This window comes from Pseudomonas sp. Hp2, assembly GCF_006386585.1.
GTDB lineage: Bacteria > Pseudomonadota > Gammaproteobacteria > Xanthomonadales > Xanthomonadaceae > Pseudomonas_S > Pseudomonas_S boreopolis.
Genome location: NZ_VAHJ01000003.1, coordinates 269,110 through 289,249, shown reverse-complemented (window position 1 = coordinate 289,249; position 20,140 = coordinate 269,110). Strand labels below are relative to the sequence as shown.

16 protein-coding genes are annotated in these 20,140 nt (G+C 69.3%); 11 read left to right on the top strand and 5 right to left on the bottom strand.

All coding sequences use genetic code 11. The features are described 5' to 3' along the window. Positions 1 to 7: 7 nt before the first annotated feature. On the top strand, positions 8 to 934 hold the full coding sequence (locus tag FD678_RS10705) for a Gfo/Idh/MocA family protein (protein WP_140722796.1): 927 nt from the start codon (positions 8 to 10) through the stop codon (positions 932 to 934). Between the two features lie 262 nt (positions 935 to 1,196). Here FD678_RS10705 and FD678_RS10700 read toward each other — a convergent pair whose 3' ends face one another. Next, positions 1,197 to 2,138, bottom strand: a complete 942-nt coding sequence (locus FD678_RS10700) for a LysR family transcriptional regulator (protein ID WP_140722792.1) — start codon at positions 2,136 to 2,138, stop codon at positions 1,197 to 1,199. A 184-nt stretch (positions 2,139 to 2,322) separates the two neighbouring features. Here FD678_RS10700 and araD1 point away from each other — a divergent pair, with 184 nt between their 5' ends. From araD1 to FD678_RS10680, 4 genes are all read left to right on the top strand, one after another. Next, a complete protein-coding gene (gene araD1, locus FD678_RS10695; RefSeq protein ID WP_140722789.1) occupies positions 2,323 to 3,330 on the top strand; it encodes an AraD1 family protein in 1,008 nt (335 codons plus the stop codon). 183 nt (positions 3,331 to 3,513) lie between these two features. After that, positions 3,514 to 4,950, top strand: a complete 1,437-nt coding sequence (locus FD678_RS10690; RefSeq protein WP_140722786.1) for an aldehyde dehydrogenase family protein — start codon at positions 3,514 to 3,516, stop codon at positions 4,948 to 4,950. 98 nt (positions 4,951 to 5,048) lie between these two features. Further along, on the top strand, positions 5,049 to 6,020 hold the full coding sequence (locus FD678_RS10685; RefSeq protein ID WP_140722783.1) for an ABC transporter substrate-binding protein: 972 nt from the start codon (positions 5,049 to 5,051) through the stop codon (positions 6,018 to 6,020). 1 nt (position 6,021) lies between these two features. Further along, positions 6,022 to 7,521 carry a sugar ABC transporter ATP-binding protein gene (locus FD678_RS10680; protein ID WP_140722780.1) on the top strand — a complete coding sequence of 500 codons (1,500 nt, stop codon included), beginning with the start codon at positions 6,022 to 6,024 and terminating at the stop codon, positions 7,519 to 7,521. A gap of 386 nt (positions 7,522 to 7,907) precedes the next feature. Here the strand turns inward: FD678_RS10680 and FD678_RS20235 are convergent, their stop codons facing one another. Then, the gene (locus tag FD678_RS20235) at positions 7,908 to 8,075 is read right to left on the bottom strand and encodes a hypothetical protein (RefSeq protein ID WP_177497688.1); all 168 of its coding nucleotides are present in this window, start codon (positions 8,073 to 8,075) and stop codon (positions 7,908 to 7,910) included. A gap of 42 nt (positions 8,076 to 8,117) precedes the next feature. Between FD678_RS20235 and FD678_RS10675 the strand changes: the two genes are divergently transcribed. From FD678_RS10675 to FD678_RS10650, 6 genes are all read left to right on the top strand, one after another. Then, a complete protein-coding gene (locus tag FD678_RS10675) occupies positions 8,118 to 9,194 on the top strand; it encodes an ABC transporter permease (protein WP_218569645.1) in 1,077 nt (358 codons plus the stop codon). Continuing rightward, positions 9,191 to 10,210 (top strand): galactofuranose ABC transporter, permease protein YjfF, encoded by a 1,020-nt coding sequence (gene yjfF, locus FD678_RS10670; RefSeq protein ID WP_140722774.1) that lies wholly within the window; start codon positions 9,191 to 9,193, stop codon positions 10,208 to 10,210. The genes FD678_RS10675 and yjfF overlap by 4 nt, the downstream gene beginning before the upstream one ends. After that, the gene (locus FD678_RS10665; protein WP_140722769.1) at positions 10,207 to 12,171 is read left to right on the top strand and encodes a glycoside hydrolase family 97 protein; all 1,965 of its coding nucleotides are present in this window, start codon (positions 10,207 to 10,209) and stop codon (positions 12,169 to 12,171) included. Before yjfF ends, FD678_RS10665 begins: the two co-directional genes overlap by 4 nt. Before the next feature lie 72 nt (positions 12,172 to 12,243). Further along, positions 12,244 to 13,650: an MFS transporter gene (locus FD678_RS10660; RefSeq protein WP_140722766.1), complete on the top strand. Its 1,407-nt coding sequence runs from the start codon at positions 12,244 to 12,246 to the stop codon at positions 13,648 to 13,650. Continuing rightward, entirely contained in the window at positions 13,647 to 14,603 is a 957-nt protein-coding gene (locus FD678_RS10655; protein WP_140722762.1) for a glycoside hydrolase family 43 protein, read from the top strand. Before FD678_RS10660 ends, FD678_RS10655 begins: the two co-directional genes overlap by 4 nt. 197 nt (positions 14,604 to 14,800) lie before the next feature. Then, positions 14,801 to 15,817 (top strand): arabinan endo-1,5-alpha-L-arabinosidase, encoded by a 1,017-nt coding sequence (locus FD678_RS10650; RefSeq protein ID WP_218569644.1) that lies wholly within the window; start codon positions 14,801 to 14,803, stop codon positions 15,815 to 15,817. Between the two features lie 93 nt (positions 15,818 to 15,910). On the opposite strand, the gene FD678_RS10645 is transcribed toward FD678_RS10650, so the two are convergent. From FD678_RS10645 to FD678_RS10635, 3 genes are all read right to left on the bottom strand, one after another. Next, complete coding sequence (locus FD678_RS10645) at positions 15,911 to 17,203, bottom strand: sugar MFS transporter (RefSeq protein ID WP_140722759.1); 1,293 nt, start codon at positions 17,201 to 17,203, stop codon at positions 15,911 to 15,913. A gap of 482 nt (positions 17,204 to 17,685) precedes the next feature. Beyond that, entirely contained in the window at positions 17,686 to 18,711 is a 1,026-nt protein-coding gene (locus tag FD678_RS10640) for a Ca2+-dependent phosphoinositide-specific phospholipase C (RefSeq protein WP_140722756.1), read from the bottom strand. Positions 18,712 to 18,772: 61 nt separating this feature from the next. Then, on the bottom strand, positions 18,773 to 20,074 hold the full coding sequence (locus FD678_RS10635; protein ID WP_140722753.1) for a histidine-type phosphatase: 1,302 nt from the start codon (positions 20,072 to 20,074) through the stop codon (positions 18,773 to 18,775). Positions 20,075 to 20,140: the final 66 nt, after the last annotated feature.

Genomic DNA, 20,140 nt, shown 5'->3' with positions numbered 1-20,140 from the left:
TATAGCTATGTCCCAGATCAATCTCGCAATCGTCGGTGTCGGCAAGATCGTGCGCGACCAGCATCTTCCGGCGGTCGCCGGCAACACGGACTACAAGCTCATCGCGGCGGCCAGCCGCCACGGGACGGTCGACGGCATCGACAACTTCAAGACGATCGACGAAATGCTGGCCGCCGTGCCCGGCATCCAGGCGGTCTCGCTGTGCATGCCGCCGCAGTACCGCTACGAGGCGGCGGTGAAGGCGCTTTCGGCCGGCAAGCACGTGTTCCTGGAAAAGCCGCCGGGCGCGACGCTCTCGGAAGTGGCCGACCTGGAAGCGCTCGCCGCCGCCAAGGGCGTATCGCTCTTCGCCAGCTGGCATTCGCGCTATGCGCCGGCCGTCGAGGCGGCAAGGACCTTCCTCGCCGGCAACCGGATCCACTCCATGCGGGTGACCTGGAAGGAAGACGTGCGCCAGTGGCATCCCAACCAGGAATGGATCTGGCAGGCCGGCGGCCTGGGCGTGTTCGATCCGGGCATCAATGCGCTGTCCATCGTCACCCGCATCCTGCCGCGCCCGGTGTTCGCCACCGCCGCGATGCTGGAGTTCCCCGAGAACCGCGCCGCGCCGATCGCCGCGTCGATCGACTTCACCGACGCCGACGGATTGGACCTGAAGGCCGAATTCGACTGGCGCCAGACCGGCAAGCAGAGCTGGGACATCGTGGCCCGGACCGACGCCGGCGAGATGGTGCTGTCCGAGGGCGGCGCCAAGCTGTCGGTGGACGGCAAGCTGGTGCACGAGGCGCCGGAGCGGGAGTATCCGATGCTCTACGAGCGCTTCGCCGAGATCATCCAGGCCGGCCGCTCGGACGTCGACCTGGCCCCGCTGCGGCACGTGGCCGACGCGTTCATGCTGGGGCGGCGCAAGGTGGTTGAGGCGTTTTTTGATTGAGAGGCCGGGGCCCGGAAGGGCCGGGACTCGGGGCCGGGGACCCGGGACTCGGTAAAGCAACAAGCTCACTTCGGGTCGCGTACTGTTGTGGGAGGGACTTCAGTCCCGACAGGCTTTACTGGCCCTCTGTCGGGGCTGAAGCCCCTCCCACAAAAAAGCCAAAAATCGGCGCAAAAAACCTAAAAAACACTTGATGGGCAATCGAGGCCAAAGAGCCTGTTTTGGAGCTCCGAGCTCCGAGCTCCGAGCTCCGAGCTCCGAGTCACCCCGGATACACCTGCGCAGCCACCTGCTTCATCGCCGACAGCACGGTCTGCGCGCCCGGCGAGAGCAGCCAGTCGGTGCGGGTGATGATGCCGAACGAGTCCATCCGGCACGACAGCTCCACCGGGACGATCCGCACCATGCCGTGCTCGGCGTAGTGGCGCGCCACGTCGACCGGCACCACCGCCAGGTAGTCGCTCTCCTGCAGCATCTTGGTCAGGAACATCAGGGCGGCGGTGCCCAGCACCTGGCGCGGCGGTTCCAGGCCGGCGCTCTGGAACATCAGCTCGAAGCGGTGGCGCAGCACGCTGCCTTCCGGCGGCACGATCCACGCGGCCTGCGACAGGTCGTGCAGGCCGGGCTTCTCCAGCGCCAGGATCGGGTGCTGCGGGCGCGCGATCGCGCAGACTTCCTCCTCGGCCAGGGCCTCGTAGTGCAGGTGGCTCTTGTCGTGGCGGGCGAACAGGCGCGCGACCAGGAAATCGAGCTTGTTCTGCGCCAGCCGCTCCAGCAGCACGTCGCTGCTCTCCACCAGCAGCGACACGCGCAGGTCCGGGTGCTGCTGGGTGATGCGCGCCAGCGCGGGCGGCAGCAGCGTCATCGCCGGTCCGGCGATCGCGCCGATGGCGACGCTGCCGGCGTGGCCGGCCTTGAGCGCCTCGATCTCCGCGCCGGCCTCGCCCAGGCTCGACAGGGCGATGCGGGCGTGGCGGATCATGCTCTCGCCGTACCAGGTCGGGCGCATGCCGCGCGGCAGCCGCTCGAACAGCGAGACCCCCATCATGTCCTCCAGGTCCTTGAGCAGCTTGGAGGCCGCCGGCTGGGACATGTTCAGCACCTCGGCGGCGCGGTGGATGTTGCCTTCCTCGTCGATGGCGATCAGCAGCATCAACTGGCGGGTCTTGAGGCGGGCGCGCAGGAACCAGGGCGAGGCGGGCATGAGGAGTCTTCGGATACCAGGTTTGGCATAGATATTGGCTAAATCTATATTTGTTGTATATCCGAGGCAATCGCAGAATAGGGCGGTTCCGGTTCTCCCGGCTCCGCGACAAGTCCCCGGCACCGCAAGGCCTCCGGACGCGCGGCGGGCGGCCCGGCTCTTCTCGACAGCAGGGTGCGACACGATGCGATTGATCCAGCTTCACGATGACGCCGGTGCGGTGCGGGTAGGCGTGGTAGCCGCAGACGGGCAGCGGGTGCGCCTGCTCGACGGCGTTTCCTCCACCTACGAACTGGCGACGGCAGCGATCGCCGCCAGCCGTTCGCTGCAGCAGCAGGCCGAGGCGCAGGGCGGCACCGCCGAGCTGGACTACGCGGCGCTGCTCGCCGCCGGGCGCGTGCTGAGCCCGCTGCACCACCCGGATCCGGCGCACTGCCTGGTCACCGGCACCGGCCTGACCCACCTGGGCAGCGCCGCCGCGCGCGATGCGATGCACCAGAAGCTGCAGCAGCAGGCCGATGCCGGCACGCTCAGCGACTCGATGAGGATGTTCCAGTGGGGCGTGGAAGGCGGCATCCCGAAGGATGGCGGGCCGGGCGCGCAGCCGGAATGGTTCTTCAAGGGCGATGGCGGCATCGTGGTCGCGCCGGGCGCGCCGCTGCCCTCGCCGGATTTCGCGCTCGACGGCGGCGAGGAGCCGGAACTGGTCGGGCTGTACCTGATCGGCCCGGACGGCACGCCGCACCGGCTCGGCTTCGCGATCGGCAACGAGTTCTCCGACCACGTCACCGAGCGCCAGAACTACCTGTACCTGGCCCATTCCAAGCTGCGCGCCTGCGCGATCGGGCCGGAGCTGCGCAGCGGCGAGCTGCCGCGCGACCTGCGCGGCGTCAGCCGCATCCGCCGCGGCGACGCGGTGGTGTGGGAAAAGCCGTTCCTGACCGGCGAGGCCAACATGTGCCACTCGCTGGCCAACCTCGAGTACCACCATTTCAAGTACGCCGCGCACCGCCGCCCGGGCGACGTGCACCTGCACTTCTTCGGTACCGCGACGCTGAGCTTCGCCGACGAGGTGAAGGTGCAGCCGGGCGACCGTTTCGAGATCGACCTGCCGGAGCTGGGCGCGCCGCTGGTCAACCCGCTGGGCACGGCGGCGTCCGGCTTCGCGCTCGGCGGCGTGCGCGCGCTGTGACGTTTCCTTTCTTCTGCAAGCGGGAAGAAGGCAACGGCTCCTTCTCCCGCTTGCGGCAGAAGGCGGCGCGAAGCACCGGATGAGGGAGTTTTCGTGCATCGCCCCCATCCGCCCTCCGGGCGCCTTCCCGAGCGGGCGGGGGAAGGGGATGGAGCCGATTTGCCTTGATTGCAGGAGAGTTCGATGAGCCAACGTTTCAAGAGCTATATCGCCGGCCAGTGGGTGGACGGCAGCGGCGACCACGCCGACGAGAACCCGTCCGACCTGGCCTCTCCGGTCGGCGAGTACGGCATGCTCGACGCCGCGCTCACCGGGCAGGCGGTCGAGGCCGCCGCCGCGGCGCTGCCGAAGTGGGCGCTGAGCAATCCGCAGCAGCGTGCCGACATCCTCGACTTCGTCGGCAGCGAGATCCTGGCGCGGAAGGAGGAGCTGGGCCGCCTGCTGGCGCTGGAAGAAGGCAAGACCCTGCCGGAGAGCATCGGCGAGGCCGCGCGCGCCGGGCAGATCTTCAAGTTCTTCGCCGGCGAGGCGCTGCGCATCCCCGGCGAGAAGCTGGCGTCCACCCGCCCCGGCGTGGACGTGGAGATCACCCGCGAGCCGGTGGGCGTGGTCGGCATCATCGCGCCGTGGAACTTCCCGCTGGCGATCCCGGCCTGGAAGATCGCGCCGGCGCTTGCCTACGGCAACACCGTGGTGTTCAAGCCGGCCGAGATCGTGCCGGCCTGCGCCTGGGCGATCGCCGAGATCCTCAGCCGCGCCGGTTTGCCGGAAGGCGTGTTCAACATGGTCATCGGCGCCGGCCGCACGGTCGGCCAGGCGCTGGTCGAGCATCCCAAGCTGGACGCGCTGACCTTCACCGGCTCGGTGCCCACCGGCAACGCGCTGCTCAAGCAGGCCGCCGCGCGCGGGCTGAAGATCCAGCTCGAGATGGGCGGCAAGAACCCGTTGGTGGTGCTGGCCGACGCCGACCTGGACAAGGCGGTGGAATGCGCGGTCAACGGCGCCTACTTCTCCACCGGCCAGCGCTGCACCGCCTCGAGCCGGCTGATCGTGGAAGGCGCGGTCTACGACGAGTTCGTCGCGCGCACCCGGGCGCGGTTGGCCAAGGTCAAGGTCGGCGATCCGCTGCAGGCCGGCATCGACATCGGCCCGGTCGCCAGCGGCGCGCAGCTCGACACCGACCTGCGTTACATCCGCGCCGGCCACGAGGACGGCGGCGAGCTGCTGTTCGGCGGCGAGCGCGTGGAATGGAAGACCCAGGGCCACTTCCTGGCGCCGACGCTGTTCGCGGCCAAGCCGGGCGACCGCATCGCGCGCGAGGAAATCTTCGGGCCGGTGGCGGCGCTGCTGCGCGCGGACGATTACGATCATGCGCTGGCGCTGGCCAACGACACCGAGTTCGGCCTGTGCGCCGGCATCTGCACCACCTCGCTCAAGCACGCCACGCACTTCAAGCGGCACGCGCAGGTGGGTATGGTCATGGTCAACCTGCCGACCGCCGGCGTGGACCCGCACGTGCCGTTCGGCGGGCGCAAGGCGTCCAGCTACGGTCCGCGCGAGCAGGGACGCTACGCGGTGGAGTTCTACACCACGGTGAAGACCGCCTACACGGCGGCCTGATCCGCCCGCCGGCGAACGGAAGGGGTTCGCCGGCAGCCTCGCGCGACGCGCTGGAGGGCGCGCCGCGCGACCGGGCCAACTAAAACGAGGGAGGGAGCATGAAGAACCGTTTCGTTCTGGGTGCGGTACTGGCGCTGGCCGTGTTGGCCGGTGGTTGTTCGCGCGGCGGCGACTCGGCTGCGCACGAGGGCCGGATCACCGTCGGTTTCAGCCAGGTCGGCGCCGAGAGCGAGTGGCGCACCGCCAACACCGCCTCGGTGAAGCAGGCGCTGGCCGAGCCGGAGTTCCGCCTGAAGTTCTCCGACGCGCAGCAGAAGCAGGAGAACCAGATCAAGGCGCTGCGCTCGTTCATCGCCCAGCGCGTGGACGTGATCGCGTTCTCGCCGGTGGTCGAGTCCGGCTGGGAAACCGTGCTGCGCGAGGCCAAGGCCGCCAACATCCCGGTGGTGCTGACCGACCGCGCGGTGAAGGTTTCCGACGATTCGCTGTACGCCACCTTCATCGGCTCGGACTTCGTCGAGGAAGGCCGCCGCGCCGCGCGCTGGCTGGTCGACGACAGCAAGGACAAGCCCGGCCCGATCCGCATCGTGGAACTGCAGGGCACGGTCGGCTCGGCGCCGGCCAACGACCGCATGAAGGGCTTCCACGAGGTCGTCGACCAGGACAAGCGCTTCCAGGTGGTGCGCTCGCAAAGCGGCGATTTCACCCGTGCCAAGGGCAAGGAGGTGATGGAGGCGTTCCTCAAGGCCGAGGGCAACAAGATCGACGTGCTGTTCGCGCACAACGACGACATGGCGATCGGCGCGATCCAGGCGATCGAGGAAGCCGGGCTCAAGCCGGGCCAGGACATCCGCATCGTCTCCATCGACGGCGTGCACGGCGCGTTCGAGGCGATGAAGGCCGGCAAGCTCAATGCCACGGTGGAGTGCAACCCGCTGTTCGGCCCGCAGCTGGCGCAGCTGATCCGCGACGTGAAGGCCGGCAAGCCGGTGCCGAAGCGGGTGGTGGTCGAGGAGGGCGTGTTCACCCAGGACCAGGCCGCGGCCGAGTTGCCCAAGCGCAAGTACTGAGATGAGCGCCATCGCACTCCAGGCCAGCGGCCTCGGCAAGCGCTTCGGCGCCACCGTGGCGCTGGAGGACGTGGGCCTGTGCCTGCGCGCCGGCGAGATCCACGCGCTGATGGGGCAGAACGGCGCGGGCAAGTCCACGCTGATCAAGCTGCTGACCGGCGTGGTCGCGCCCGACGCCGGGCGCATCGAGCTGGACGGCCGCGCGATCGCGCCGCGGACGCCGCTGCAGGCGCAGCACGCCGGGATCAGCACGGTCTACCAGGAGGTGAACCTGTGCCCGAACCTGTCGGTGGCCGAGAACATCTACGCAGGCCGCTACCCGCGCCGGCGCTGGACCGGCGCGATCGACTGGAAGCAGGTGCGCGAGGGCGCGCGCGCGTTGCTGGGCGAACTCAACCTGGACATCGACGTCGAGCTGCCGCTGGCGCACTACCCGGTGGCGGTGCAGCAGATGGTGGCGATCGCGCGCGCGCTGGGCGTGTCGGCGCGGGTACTGGTCCTCGACGAGCCCACGTCCAGCCTCGACGAGGGCGAGGTGCGCGAACTGTTCCGGGTGATGGGGCGGCTGCGCGAGCGCGGCATGGCGATCCTGTTCGTCACCCACTTCCTCGACCAGGTCTACGCGGTATCCGATCGCATCACGGTGCTGCGCAACGGCCGCCTGGTCGGCGAGTACCTGCCGGCCGATCTGCCGCAGCCGGCGCTGGTGGCGGCGATGGTCGGGCGCGAGGTCGCGCTGGCGCAAGGGCGCGATGATGCGGCGCCGGTGGCGGGGGATGCGCCGGCGGTGGTGGAGGCCGAGGGCCTCGGCCGCCGCGGCAAGCTGCATCCGACCGACCTGAGCGTGCGCGCCGGCGAAGTGCTGGGCCTGGGCGGCCTGCTCGGCTCCGGGCGTACCGAACTGGCGCGGCTGCTGTTCGGGCTGGATCGTGCCGAGCACGGCGAGTTGCGCGTGCGCGGCCGCGGCGAGCGTTTCCGCCACCCCGGCGACGCGGTGGCGCGCGGGTTGGCGCTATGCCCGGAGGAGCGCAAGACCGAGGGCATCGTCGCCGAGCTGTCGGTGCGCGAGAACATCGTGTTGGCGCTGCAGGCGCGCATGGGCTGGCGGCGTTCGCTCTCGCGCGGCAAGCAGGACGAGCTGGCCGCGCGCTTCGTGGAGGCGCTGGGCATCAAGACCGCCGGCATCGAGACGCCGGTCGGTGCGCTGTCGGGCGGCAACCAGCAGAAGGTGGTGCTGGCGCGCTGGCTGGCCACCGAGCCGACGCTGTTGATCCTGGACGAGCCGACGCGTGGCATCGACATCGCGGCCAAGCAGGACATCATGGGCGAGGTGGTGCGGCGCGCGCGACGCGGGATGGCGGTGTTGTTCATTTCCGCGGAGATCGACGAGTTGACGCGGCTGTGCGACCGGATCGCGGTGATGCGGGAGCGGCACAAGGTGGGGGAGTTGCCGGGTGGGTGCGATGGGCAGCAGGTGCTCGAAATGATTGCGGGGCATTGAGGTGAGGGGACTGGCATCTCGCGCCATCTCTCTACCATCGTCTCCGCACGGGCGGGGAGCTGGCGATTTTTTCCTTCTCCCCTCGGGAGAAGGTGCCCCGAAAGGGCGGATGAGGGTACGGGCGCAGCCTGATGATCTTTACTCTCGTCGTTCCCGCGAAGGCGGTAACCCAGTGTCTTTGATACTGCCTGATCGTTCTCTGCCATCTTTCTACCGTCATCCCCGCGAAGGCGGGGATCCAGGGACGTTGCCTTTGGGGCCTTTGGTGATAAAAGCCAAAGCTTTCGCCCTTGGCGAGTCACTTTTCTTTGCTTGTGCAAAGAAAAGTAACCAAAAGAAAGCACACCCCGCCTGCGCGCCCGCAGCTTTGCTGCGGGTCCGCGGAGTCAATGGGATTTTCGGACGCGACATCCTGTCGCGGCCGAAAACGGCGCACATCCTTGTGCGCCGCCCTTCGGGTTTTTCCCATTGTCTCCGCCGCTTCGGAGGGGCCCCGATAAGTCAAAGGCGAAAAGCAAAATCAACAGCAACAGCAACAGCAACAGCATGGTCATGCGCTTCGATGGGTGCCGGGGCGTGGTGAGGTGATGAACGAGATGACGTCTTCTTCCCCGTCCACCTCGACGCCGCGCTGGCGGCAGGGATTGCAGCGCTGCGTGGCGCAGCCGCTGTTCTGGCCGTTGCTGACGCTGGCGCTGTTGCTGGCCGGCAATGGCCTGTTCAATCCCGGTTTCCTGGCGCTGGAATGGCGCGACGGGCACCTGTACGGCAATCTCGTGGACATCGGCAATCGTGCTGCGCCGCTGGTGCTGGTGTCGTTGGGCATGACGCTGGTGATCGCGGTGCGCGGGCTGGACATCTCGGTCGGTGCGGTGCTGGCGATCGCGGCGACCGTGGCGGCCTGGACCATCGCGCGGCTGCAAGGAAGCGGGGACGGCCAAGGGCTGGTGCCGCTGGCTGCGGCGATCGGCGCGGCCTTGGCGGTGGCGGCGCTGTGCGGGCTGTGGAACGGCTTGCTGGTGGTCAAGGCCGGCATGCAGCCGATCATCGCCACGCTGATCCTGATGGTGGCCGGGCGCGGCATCGCGCAGCTCATCAGCGATGGCCAGATCCTGACCGTCTACTACGCGCCCTATGCGTTCCTCGGCAATGGCTTCCTGTTCGGCCTGCCGTTCTCGCTGTTCGTGGTGGCGGGCGTGTTCGTGGCGCTGCAACTGCTGCTCGGGCGCAGTGCGCTGGGCCTGTTCGTGCGCGCGATCGGGCACAACCCGCTGGCCGCGCACGTGGCCGGCGTGCGGGCGCGGGCGATCACGCTGGCGCTGTACGTGTTCTGCGGCTTCAGCGCGGGCCTGGCGGGGCTGCTGGTCAGCTCCAACGTCAAGAGCGCCGATGCCAACAATGCCGGGCAATTGCTGGAACTGGACGCGATCCTGGCGGTCAGCCTGGGCGGCACGCTGCTCGGCGGCGGCCGCTTCAGCCTGGCCGGCAGCCTGGTAGGTGCGCTGATCATCCAGACGCTGACCTCGACGATCTACGCGATCGGGGTGCCGCCGCAGGTCAACCTGGTGGTCAAGGCGGTGCTGGTGTTCGCGGTGATGCTGCTGCAGTCGGCCGAGTTCCGCAGGCGCGTGCGCGGCTGGGCGGTGCGGCCGGCGAAGGAGGAAGGACGATGAGCGCGATCCCGATGATGGCCGCGCCGGGCGGGCTGGTGCGCTTGTGGCGCGATCCGCGCTACCTGTCGCTGGCGGTGACGGTCGCCCTGTTCGTGGCGATGTCGGCCACCGGCGGGGTGCTGTACGACGGCTTCCTGTCGCCGCAGGTGTTCCTGAACCTGCTGATCGACAACGCGTTCCTGCTGATCGTCGCGGTCGGCATGACCTTCGTGATCCTCACCGGCGGCATCGACCTGTCGGTGGGCGCGGTGATCGCCTTCACCACGGTGCTGTCCGCGACGCTGGTGCAGGACCACGGCTGGCATCCGCTGGCGGCGATCCCGCTGGTGCTGGCGCTGGGCACCGGCTTCGGCGCGCTGATGGGCACGCTGATCCAACGCTACCGGCTGCAGCCGTTCGTGGTCACGCTGGCGGGCATGTTCCTGGCGCGCGGCGCGGCGACGCTGATCAGCGTCGACTCGATCAACATCGACCATCCCTTCTACGTCGCGGTCGCCGGCCTGCGCTTGCCGGTGGGCTTCGGCGCGTCGCTGTCGGTCGGGGCGGTGGTGGCCCTGGCCGTGGTGGCGGGCGGGGCGCTGCTGGCCGGGATGACCCGGTTCGGGCGCACCGTGTACGCCATCGGCGGCAACGAGCAATCGGCGCTGCTGATGGGCCTGCCGGTCGCCTCCACCCAGGTGCGGGTGTATGCGCTGAGCGGCTTCTGCGCGGCGCTGGCCGGCGTGGTCTACACCTTCTACATGCTCAGCGGCTACAGCCTGCACGCGCTCGGGCTGGAGCTGGACGCGATCGCCGCGGTGGTGATCGGCGGCACGCTGCTGGCGGGCGGCAGCGGCTACGTGCTCGGCACGCTGTTCGGCGTGCTGATCCTGGGGCTGATCCAGACCCTGATCGTGTTCGACGGCACGCTCAGTTCGTGGTGGACGCGCATCGCCATCGGCGTGCTGCTGCTGGTGTTCTGCCTGCTGCAGCGCCTGTTCGCCAGCCGGCAGCGCAAGCAGGGAGGTGCGCCATGAGCGCGATGTCCTTCCGGTGCGGGGCATGGCTGGCCGCGGCGCTGCTGGGCATGGCGGCGCCGGCCTTCGCCGCCGACGTGCTGGGTACGGTCGAGAGCCCGGACGGGCAACTGCGCGTGGAAATGTCGCGCGACGCCGACGGCCGGCCGAACTACCGCCTGCTGCGGCAGGGCCGCGAAGTGATCGCGCCTTCGCCGCTGGGATTGGTGGGCGAGGGGGCCGACCTGTCGCGCGGGCTGGCGTTCGCCGGGGCCGATGCGCCGGAAGCGCTCAGCGACGACTACGAGTTGCTGTCCGGCAAGCGCCGCCACAACCACTACCGCGGCAACCGTCGCGTGTTCCACTGGCGCACGGCCGATGGCGCTCGCCTGGACGTGGTCTGGCAGGTCTCCAACGATGGCGCGGCCTTCCGCTACGGCATCCCGGAGGCGGTACCGGGACTGCGCACGCTGCGCCGCGATGCGGCGGCGTTCCGCCTGCCGCGGCAGGCGCATGGCTGGCTGCAGCCGATGTCGGTGGCGCAGACCGGTTTCGCCAGGACCAATCCTTCGTACGAGGAGTACTACCTGCAGGACGTACCGGTCGGCACGCCGTCGCCGCTGAGCGTGGGCTGGGTGTTCCCGGCGCTGTTCCGCGCCGGCGACGACTGGGTGCTGCTGAGCGAGGGCACGCTGCGTCGCGGCGATGCCGGCAGCCGCCTGCTCGACGGCGACGTGCCGGGCGAGTACCGCATCGGTTTTCCCGACCCGCGCGAGGTGGTCCCGGGCGGCGCGTCCGATCCGTGGATCGAGGCCTACCCATGGCGTTCGCCGTGGCGGATCATCGCCGTCGGCAGCCTGGCGGGCATCGCCGATTCCACGCTCGGCACCGACCTGGCCGATCCGCCCGATCCCGCGCTGCCGTCGGCGCCGCGTCCGGGCAAGGCGTCGTGGAGCTGGCCGTTGCTGGGCGATGCGTCCACCGTCTACGACGTGCAGAAGCGCTTCATCGACTACGCTGCTTCGATGGGCTGGGGCTACACCCTGATCGATGCGCTGTGGGACACCCAGATCGGCATGCCGCGCCTGCGCGAGCTGGTGGATTACGCGCGCGGCAAGGGCGTGGCGATCCTGGTCTGGTACAACTCCGCCGGCGCGTGGAACGAGGCGCCGCAGACGCCGCGCAGCCTGCTGCTGGACCACGACAGCCGCATCCGCCAGTTCGAGCAGCTCAAGGCGGCCGGCGTGGCCGGGTTGAAGATCGACTTCTTCGGCGGCGACGGTTCCTCGATGATCGCCTACTACCTGGACATCCTGCGCGACGCGGCGCCCTACGGCTTCCAGATCAACTTCCACGGCGCCACGCTGCCGCGCGGCTGGCAGCGCACCTGGCCGAACCTGATGACGATGGAGTCGGTGCGCGGGCTGGAGTTCGCCACCTTCGAGCAGGCCAACGCCGACCAGGTGCCGGCGCACGCGGCGACGCTGCCGTTCGCGCGCAACGTGTTCGACCCGATGGACTTCACGCCGATGGCGCTGGTCAAGCTCAACGACCGCGTGCAGCGCCGCACCACCGCGCCGTTCGAGCTGGCCGAGTCGGTGCTGTTCGTCTCCGGCGTCCAGCACTACGCCGAAACGCCCGAGGGCATGGCGCAGGCGCCGGAGTACGTGCGTGCATTCCTTAAGGCGTTGCCGGCGGCGTGGGACGACAGCCGTTTCATCGGCGGCTGGCCGGGCCGCTACGCGGTGTTCGCGCGCCAGGGCGGCGGCCGCTGGTTCGTGGCCGGCATCAACGCCGACGCCGCGCCGCGCAAGCTCTCGCTGGACCTCGGCGCGCTCGGCGGCAAGCCGGTGCGCGGAACGCTGATCGCCGACGGCGACGATGCCCTCGGGTTCTCCAGCCGCCGGATCGCGCTCGATCCGGGCAAGCCGCTGGATCTGACATTGCCGGCGCGGGGAGGGTTCGTTCTGCAGTTGGACTGAACGACGGCCGCGCGCCGCGATGGCGGCCGCGCGGCGTTCCCGGAATCCGCGTGCGCTTGTAGAGGAGGGCACATGCAACAGACGCAAAAACTGTCCGTGATCGAGAAACTCGGTTACGGCGCCGGCGACATGGCGGTCAATGTCGTGATCTCGTCGATGATGCTGATCATCACGTTCTTCTATACCGACGTGTTCGGCCTCAAGCCGCAGGACGTGGCGCTGCTGTTCATCGTGGTGCGGCTGATCGACGCCTTCGCCGACCCGGCCATGGGCATGTTCACCGATCGCCACACCACGCGCTGGGGCCGCTATCGTCCGTACTTCCTGGTGATGGCGGTGCCGTTCGGCATCTCGGTGTTCCTGACCTTCACCACGCCGGACCTGTCCTACAACCTCAAGCTGGTGTGGGCCTACGCCACCTACCTGCTGGTGATGCTGGTGTTCACCGCGGTCACCATCCCGTACATCTCGCTGATCGGGGTGCTCACCGCCGATCCGCAGGAACGGCTGTCGGCGAACGGCTACCGGCTGTTCTTCGCCAAGGTCGCCGCGTTCCTGGTCACCATCGTGGTGCCGCAGCTGGCGGTGGCATGGGGCGGCGGGCATCTCGCCGACGGCTACAAGTGGGCGATGGGCCTGATGGGGCTGCTGGCCACGCTGCTGTTCCTGTTCTGCTTCTTCTCCACCACCGAGCGCATCCAGCACCAGGTCGAGCGCAAGCCGCTGCGCGAGCAGCTGGGCCTGCTGCTGCGCAACGACCAATGGCTGATCCTGGGCGCGGTCTGCATCGTCGGCACCATCGGCTACGTGATCCGCGGGTCGGTGGCCGCCTACTACGCCAAGTACTACCTCGGCGGCGACGCGAAGCTGATGTCCGCGTTCATGGCCACCGGCGTGGTCGCGGCGATCCTGGCGATGGTGGTATCGACCTGGATCACCAAGGTCTATTGCAAGGTCAAGCTGTTCCGCTACAGCCAACTGGTCGTGGGCGCGCTGAGCGTGGCGATGTACCTGCTGGTCAAGCCGGGCGACATCGCGCTGGCGTTCGTCCTGTACTTCCTGGTCAGCCTGGTGGTGGACCTGCACGCGCCGGTGTTCTGGTCGGCGATCGCCGAGGCGGTGGACTACGGCCATGCGCGCAGCGGCAAGCGCGTGGCGGGGCTGGCGTTCGGCGGCATCTCGTTCTGCCAGAAGGCCGGCATGGGCGTGGCCGGGGCGATCGTCGGCTGGCTGCTGGCCGGTTTCCACTACGTGCCGGACCAGCCGCAGAGCGCGTTCACCCTCAACGGCATCGCGCTGATGCTCACCATCATCCCCGGCGCGTTCCACGTGCTGATGGGCGGGCTGATGTTCCTGTACCGCATCACCGACGACTACTACCGCACGCTCAAGGAGCAGATCGTCGAGGAGGCCCCCGGCGACGCCGGCCCCGCGCAAGACGCTTTCAACGCACGTACCACCACGGAATGCCCGACATGACGTTTTCGTTTTCCAACCCCTTCATCCTCCACCGCGCCGATCCGTTCGTACTGCGCCACGATGGCCACTATCACTTCACCGCCTCGGTGCCGGAGTACGACCGCATCGTGCTGCGCCGCGCGCCGACGCTGGCCGGGCTGAAGGACGCCGAGGAGAAGACCCTGTGGCGCGCGCCGGCCAGCGGCCCGGCCAGTTCGCTGATCTGGGCGCCGGAAATCCATCGCTTCGACGATGCCTGGTACGTCTACTTCGCCGCGGCGCCCTCGCGCGAGATCAAGGACGGCCTGTTCCAGCACCGCATGTACGCGCTGCGCAATCCCTCGGCCGACCCGATGCAGGGCGATTGGGAATTCGCCGGCCGCATCGACAGCGGCATCGACGCGTTCTGCCTGGACGCGACCTCGTTCGAGCACAAGGGCCAGCGCTACTACCTGTGGGCGCAGAAGCACCCGGACATCCCCGGCAACTCCAACCTCTACCTGGCGCCGCTGGCGACGCCGACCGCGCTGGGCGGGGCGCCGGTGCTGCTGACCAAGCCGGAATTCGACTGGGAGGTGCAGGGCTTCCTCGTGAACGAAGGCCCGGCCGTGCTGATCCGCAACGGCAAGGTGTTCGTCAGCTATTCCGCCAGCGCCACCGACGAGCGCTACGCGGTCGGCCTGCTGTGGGCGGATGCCGAGTCCGACCTGCTCGATCCGGCCAGCTGGCGCAAGTCGCCGGTGCCGGTGTTCGCGACCGACGCCGAGCGCGAGGTGTTCGGTCCCGGCCACAACAGCTTCACCACCACCGAGGACGGCGCCACCGACCTGGTGGTCTACCACGCCCGCAACTACCGCGAGATCGAGGGCGATCCGCTGTGGAACCCGGACCGGCAGACGTGCATCCAGCCGCTGCAGTGGGATGCGCAGGGCATGCCGGTGTTCGGTCGGCCGCTGCGCGAGGTGGCGTTGTGAGAACCCGCTCGCGATCCTGCTGTGCTCGCGATGTGGCCCGGGTGCGGTGCCAGGAATGCTCACGTATCGCTCATGCGCTGCGCTTCCTCCGCTCCGCCACGGGCCACCTGGCTTCGCTCGCGACGGGGCGTGAACAGGTTCCGCGGCCGGCGCGACTGGCGCGCCGAGCCCTGCTGGCGTTGGCGGTATCGCTGGCCGTGCCCGCGTTCGCGCAGCAGGCGCCCGCCGACAACAGCGACATGATGGCCGCGCCGCCGGTCGCCAAGCCGCACAAGGGGTATTCGGCCGACGTGCTCGCGCACGATCCGGTGATGATCCGCCAGGGCAAGACCTGGTACCTGTTCATCACCGGCCCCGGCATCAGCGTCTACAGCTCGAAGAACCTGAAGACCTGGAAGGCCGAGGCGCCGGTGTTCGCGAAGATCCCCGGGTGGGCCTACGGCATCGTGCCGGACTTCAACGGCCATATCTGGGCGCCCGACATCTCCTTCCACGACGGCGTCTACACGCTGTACTACTCGATCTCCAGCGGCGGCAAGAACACCTCGGCGATCGGCGTGGCGACCAACACCACGCTCGACCCCAAGGATCCGGCGTTCAAGTGGGTCGACCACGGCATCGTGGTGCGTTCGCAGCCCTACCGCGATGCCTGGAACGCGATCGATCCCAACCTGGTCGAAGGGGACGACGGCACCCCGTGGCTGGCCTTCGGCTCGTTCTGGGGCGGCTTGAAGCTGGCGAAGCTGGCGCCCGACCGGCTGCACCTGGCCGAGCCGCAGGAATGGCACACGCTGGCGCGGCGCGAACGGCCCTGGCAGGCCGACGATGCCGAGCCCGAGCCCGGCGCGATCGAGGCGCCGTTCGTGTTCAAGCACGATGGCTGGTACTACCTGTTCGCCTCGTGGGACCACTGCTGCCGCGGCCTGAAGAGCGACTACCGGATCATGGTCGGCCGTTCGCGCGACGTGCGCGGCCCGTACCTCGACCGCGACGGCAAGCGCATGGACCATGGCGGCGGCACCGAAGTGCTGCATGGCAGCCCGCGCTGGGCCGGGCCGGGGCATAACAGCGCCTACCGCTTCGACGGCAAGGACTACCTCGTGTTCCATGCCTACGACGCCCGCGACAACGGCCTGCCCAAGCTGCACGTGCTGCCGATGCGCTGGGACGCCGACGGCTGGCCGGTAGTGGACCCGCGCGCACTGGACAAGTAGGCGCGGCAGCGCACCCGCGGGAACGGCTTCAGCCGCGATCGGCTTTACCGGTAAAGCCCATCGCGCTGAAGCCGCTCCCGCAAAGAGACCGGGTCAGGCCCTGGCCGTCACCTTCGCGCCCCATAACGCATAGAACAGCACGTACAGCTCGCAGGCCGCGGTCAGCAGGAAGGCGTTCTGCAGGCCGTAGGTGTCGGCGAGCCAGCCTTGCACCGCCACCAGCGCACCGCCGGCGATGGCCATGACCAGCAGCCCGGCGCCTTCCTCGGTGAGCGGGCCCAGCCCCCGGATGCCGAGCGCGAACACGGTGGGGAACATGATCGAGTGGAACAGCCCCACCGCGATCAATGCCCACATCGCAACCGCGCCGGTGCTGAACACCGTCACCAGCATCGTGACGAAGGCGCCGACCGCGAACAGCGCCAGCACCGTCTCGGCCGGGATCCTGCGCATCAACGCGCTGCCGGCGAAGCGGCCCACCATCATCCCGCCCCACAGCAGGAACAGGTAGTGCGACGCCTGCTGGTGGCTGAGATTGCCGATGTGCGGTTGCGAGACGAAATTGATGAAGAGGTTGGAGACGCCGATCTCGGCGATGAGATAGATGAAGATCGCCGGGATGCCGAGCACCAGGTTGCGGTGCCGCCACAACGAATGCCGGGCGCGCTCCTCGCGGGTGACGCGCTGGGTCGCCTGGCCGAGCGCCGGCAGGCGGAAGCGCGCGATCACGATCGCCAGCGCGATCAGCACCGCGGCGACGATCAGGTAGGGCAGCTGCACCGACTGCGCATCGGCCAGGCGCTCGGCCGGCGTCAGCGTCGCCTCGCCGACCTGGGTGCCGGATGCCGAGCGGCCGAGGATCAGGTAACCGCCGAACAGCGGCGCCAGCGTGGTGCCCGCGGAATTGAACGCCTGCACCAGGTTGAGCCGCGAGGAGGCGGTCTCGGGCGTGCCGATCACCGCGACGTAGGGATTGGCGGCGACCTGCAGCAAGGTGATGCCGCTGGCGATGACGAACAGCGACACGAGGGTGATGGCGTAGGACGGCAGGCGCGCGGCCGGGATCATGCCGAGCGCGCCCAGCGCCATGATGCCCAGTCCGACCACCAGCGCACGCTGGTAGCCGATCCGCTCGATCAGCTTGGCGGCCGGCAGCGAGGCGAAGAAGTAGGCGATGAACCAGACCGATTCGATCAGCGTGGCCTGCAGGTAGGACAGCTCGAACACGCTGCGCAGGTGCGGCAACAGGGTGTTGTTGATGACGGTGACGAAGCCCCACATGAAGAACAGCGAGGCCAGCAGCATCAGCGCGGGGCGATAGGTGGAGGCGTGCATTGCAGGGCCGGCCTGGGCGGTGGCTGTGGTGGTTGCGGTCGGTCCTGCCATCGATGCGGTCTCCGGTGCACGCCCGGGCGTGCGTGCGGCCGCGATGGGGGCGTGGCGAGTGCGGCCGCGTGCGTCTTCGCCAGGCGCTTGCCGGAAATCCGGCGCAGGCCAGCGTAGGAGAAGGGGTGCGGTGCGACCAATGACTTAACGCGATCGCGCTATGCCACTATTGCAATGCTGCATTGCAGTTAGGTGGAGCGCTGTCGAAAGGGTTTTCCTGCGGGAGGAATTTCGGCCCCGGCAGGCTGCGCGGGTTGCGCGATGAGCCCGAGGTTCCCTTCTCCCGTTCACGGGAGAAGGTGCCCGGAGGGCGGACGAGGGTGCTTTTCTGATGCGACTGCTGTAAAGCACTTCTTTGCCCATGTACGTGCGCAGCGACAACGGCGCCGCACGGCGGCCCCAGCGATCGCCAACGAATCGCAAGCGGTCGCTGGGCCCAACCGCTCCGGAACGACGATATCGGCGCCGCGTGGCCGGGATCCTCAGGGAATCGCGAACGACGCCGGGATGCCGGTGTGCTCCTGGTCGGTGTTCACCAGGTTGGCGTGGTAGTCGCGGGCCAGCTGGTGCAGGCGCGCGCGTCCGGTGGCGACGTCGGCGCCGTCGCCGCCGGGCTTGTCGTCGTTGACGCTGAGCAGGAAGCGGCGGCCGGTCCAACTCTGCACCAGCGAGCGGGGGATCGCGCCGCTGTCCAGGCGGCCGGCCTGGACGTCGTAGGCGACGTTCCAGCCGGCATTGCCGCCGTAGTAGCCGGCGGTGGGATCGGTCGTGGTGTCCTTGACGATCAGCATCGGGAACGCCAGCCGCGCCTTGCCGGACGCCAGCGCCGCGGCATAGTCGCGCGGGCCGCTGTCGGAGACCGTGCCGGGCACGATCAGGAACATCACCTTGCCGCGCAGTTCGCCCAGCGTCGGCCAGGGCTTGTTCGCCAGCGCCTCGGCCGGCGTCGCGTAGCGGCTGCCGCAGGCGCTGTCGCGACACATCAGCTTGAGCGGGGTGAAGATGTCCGATTCCGGGATGCGCGCGCGCAGTCCGTTCTCGGACAGGTTGGCGATCATCTCGTCCAGGTCGGCAGGCTGCGTATTGGTGCCGAAGCCGTTCTTCATCTCCAGCTTGACCAGGACCAGCGGATGCCCCGGCGTGTTGCGGTGGTAGCTGGCGATGGTGTCCAGGCACGAGCGCAGGTCCTGGTTGCGGTCGTTGCCGGGCTGTCCGCCCTTGGGGCAGTTGTTGATGTTGGCCAACGGATTGCTGTGCGAGACGCGCCAGCTGCCGAGATTGGTCCAGGCGTCGACCTCGATCATCTGCACGTCGCGCAGCGCATCGCTCAGGTACTCGTAGACGTCCTTCTTGTCGTAGGTGTTGTGCGAGCCGGCCAACTGCACGCGGTCGAGCGGATAGCGGTCGAGATCGGAGGTCTCGGCGCGGGTCTGGGCTTGCGCGGCGCCGGCCAGGCAGGCGGGCAGGACGGCGGCGAGGACGAGGGACAGGCACTTCGACGTGGGCATCGCATTGCTCTCCGGTTCGGGGGAAGGAAGGGGGCGCCGGCAGTGGGGCCGGCGGCGGCGTTCAGGGGGCGGATACCACGAAATCGGGATCGACCAGCCGGGCCAGCCGCTGCGCGAAGCGATCCAGCGGGCAGTCGTACCGTGCGTTGGCGATGCTGCAGCCGGGCACGAACACGGCGGCTTCCAGCGGCGGCGCCTGCAGCGTCAGCGGCAGGTTGCCGCGCAGCTGCGCCAGGCTCTGCGCGGTGTAGCGCACGCGCAGCACGCGTTCTCCGTCGGCCAGGCGCCAGCGTTCGAACACCAGCGCGCCACCCGGCGGGGTCTGGTCGGGCAGGTAGCCCGGCACCTGCCAATGCAGGTCGAGCAGCCCCGCCAGCAACGCGAGCGTGCCGTCGTGGCCGGAGACCACCGTCAACGCGGCGCCGTTGCCGATGGGGGCGTACGGCCAAGCCAATCCGCTGTCCTGCAGCAGCGTCGCGCCCAGCCGCGCCGCGAGCTGCGAACTGGCCATCCGCGCGATGTCCGGCGCGCGCAGGCGCAGGCCGAACTCGGCCTGGTGCGGCAGCGAGGCCTCGGCCACGCTGGCATCGTCCAGGCCTTGCCAGCCGAGCGACGCGAAGTCTGCGCCATCGGCCCAGGCCATCAGCAGGCTTTCGCTGAGGCCGGAGGCGGTCGCGGCGGGACCGGCGATCTCGGGCAAGCCCTTGCCGTACTCCGGAAGGGCGGCCGGCGCGGTATCGATGCGCTGCTTGCCGGCACCGGCGCCGGCCGGGCACGGCACGCGCTCGCATTGGAGCAGCAGCGCCTGCAAGCGGTCGACCATAGGCTGCTGGGCGCGGTTCCAGGCCTCGGCATCGCCGCCGATCCGCCCGGCCAGCGCGGCGCGCATCAGTGCGCGCGCGGCCGGCGTGCGCAGCGCGGGCGGGCCGTCGAACATCGGGTCCGATGCGCCGCCGGCGACGTGGTGGACCGGATTCGGGCAGCCCGGCGTGAGCGTCTGCGCGATGGCCTCGGCGGAGGCGATGGTGCGCTGGGTGCGGTTGGCCCAGTAGTAGACGCGCTCGCAGTCGTCGCCCCGCAGCAGGCCGAGCTGCCGGTAGCGGACGCGATGGTAGGCGCCGAACCGGCGTTCCAGTTCGGCGCCGTGCGCGGTCAGTTCGCCGGCAGGCACGCCGAAGCGCGGCCAGGGCCGCGCCGAGAACGACTCCAGCCGTTCCGGGCTGGACATCGCGGCGCGCACGCCGTGGCGCTTGAGTACGACGACTTTCTCCAGGGTGTCCTGCGCGGCGGCGCAGGCGAGCGTGGGGAACAGCAGTGCCAAAGCCAACAGCGGGGCGGCCAGGCGCGTGGTGATGCTTTTCATGGGGAACCGGTAGCGGAGGCGGAACGGGCGCCAGGCCGGGCCACCATCGCGGCGATGGCGGCCCGG

Bases quoted from the DNA above. Each gene is read 5' to 3' on its own strand.
- FD678_RS10705 (WP_140722796.1), top strand. From the start codon at position 8: ATGTCCCAGATCAATCTCGCAATCGTCGGTGTCGGCAAGATCGTGCGC.
- FD678_RS10700 (WP_140722792.1), bottom strand. From the start codon at position 2,138: ATGCCCGCCTCGCCCTGGTTCCTGCGCGCCCGCCTCAAGACCCGCCAG.
- araD1 (WP_140722789.1), top strand. From the start codon at position 2,323: ATGCGATTGATCCAGCTTCACGATGACGCCGGTGCGGTGCGGGTAGGC.
- FD678_RS10690 (WP_140722786.1), top strand. From the start codon at position 3,514: ATGAGCCAACGTTTCAAGAGCTATATCGCCGGCCAGTGGGTGGACGGC.
- FD678_RS10685 (WP_140722783.1), top strand. From the start codon at position 5,049: ATGAAGAACCGTTTCGTTCTGGGTGCGGTACTGGCGCTGGCCGTGTTG.
- FD678_RS10680 (WP_140722780.1), top strand. From the start codon at position 6,022: ATGAGCGCCATCGCACTCCAGGCCAGCGGCCTCGGCAAGCGCTTCGGC.
- FD678_RS20235 (WP_177497688.1), bottom strand. From the start codon at position 8,075: ATGACCATGCTGTTGCTGTTGCTGTTGCTGTTGATTTTGCTTTTCGCC.
- FD678_RS10675 (WP_218569645.1), top strand. From the start codon at position 8,118: ATGACGTCTTCTTCCCCGTCCACCTCGACGCCGCGCTGGCGGCAGGGA.
- yjfF (WP_140722774.1), top strand. From the start codon at position 9,191: ATGAGCGCGATCCCGATGATGGCCGCGCCGGGCGGGCTGGTGCGCTTG.
- FD678_RS10665 (WP_140722769.1), top strand. From the start codon at position 10,207: ATGAGCGCGATGTCCTTCCGGTGCGGGGCATGGCTGGCCGCGGCGCTG.
- FD678_RS10660 (WP_140722766.1), top strand. From the start codon at position 12,244: ATGCAACAGACGCAAAAACTGTCCGTGATCGAGAAACTCGGTTACGGC.
- FD678_RS10655 (WP_140722762.1), top strand. From the start codon at position 13,647: ATGACGTTTTCGTTTTCCAACCCCTTCATCCTCCACCGCGCCGATCCG.
- FD678_RS10645 (WP_140722759.1), bottom strand. From the start codon at position 17,203: ATGGCAGGACCGACCGCAACCACCACAGCCACCGCCCAGGCCGGCCCT.
- FD678_RS10640 (WP_140722756.1), bottom strand. From the start codon at position 18,711: ATGCCCACGTCGAAGTGCCTGTCCCTCGTCCTCGCCGCCGTCCTGCCC.
- FD678_RS10635 (WP_140722753.1), bottom strand. From the start codon at position 20,074: ATGAAAAGCATCACCACGCGCCTGGCCGCCCCGCTGTTGGCTTTGGCA.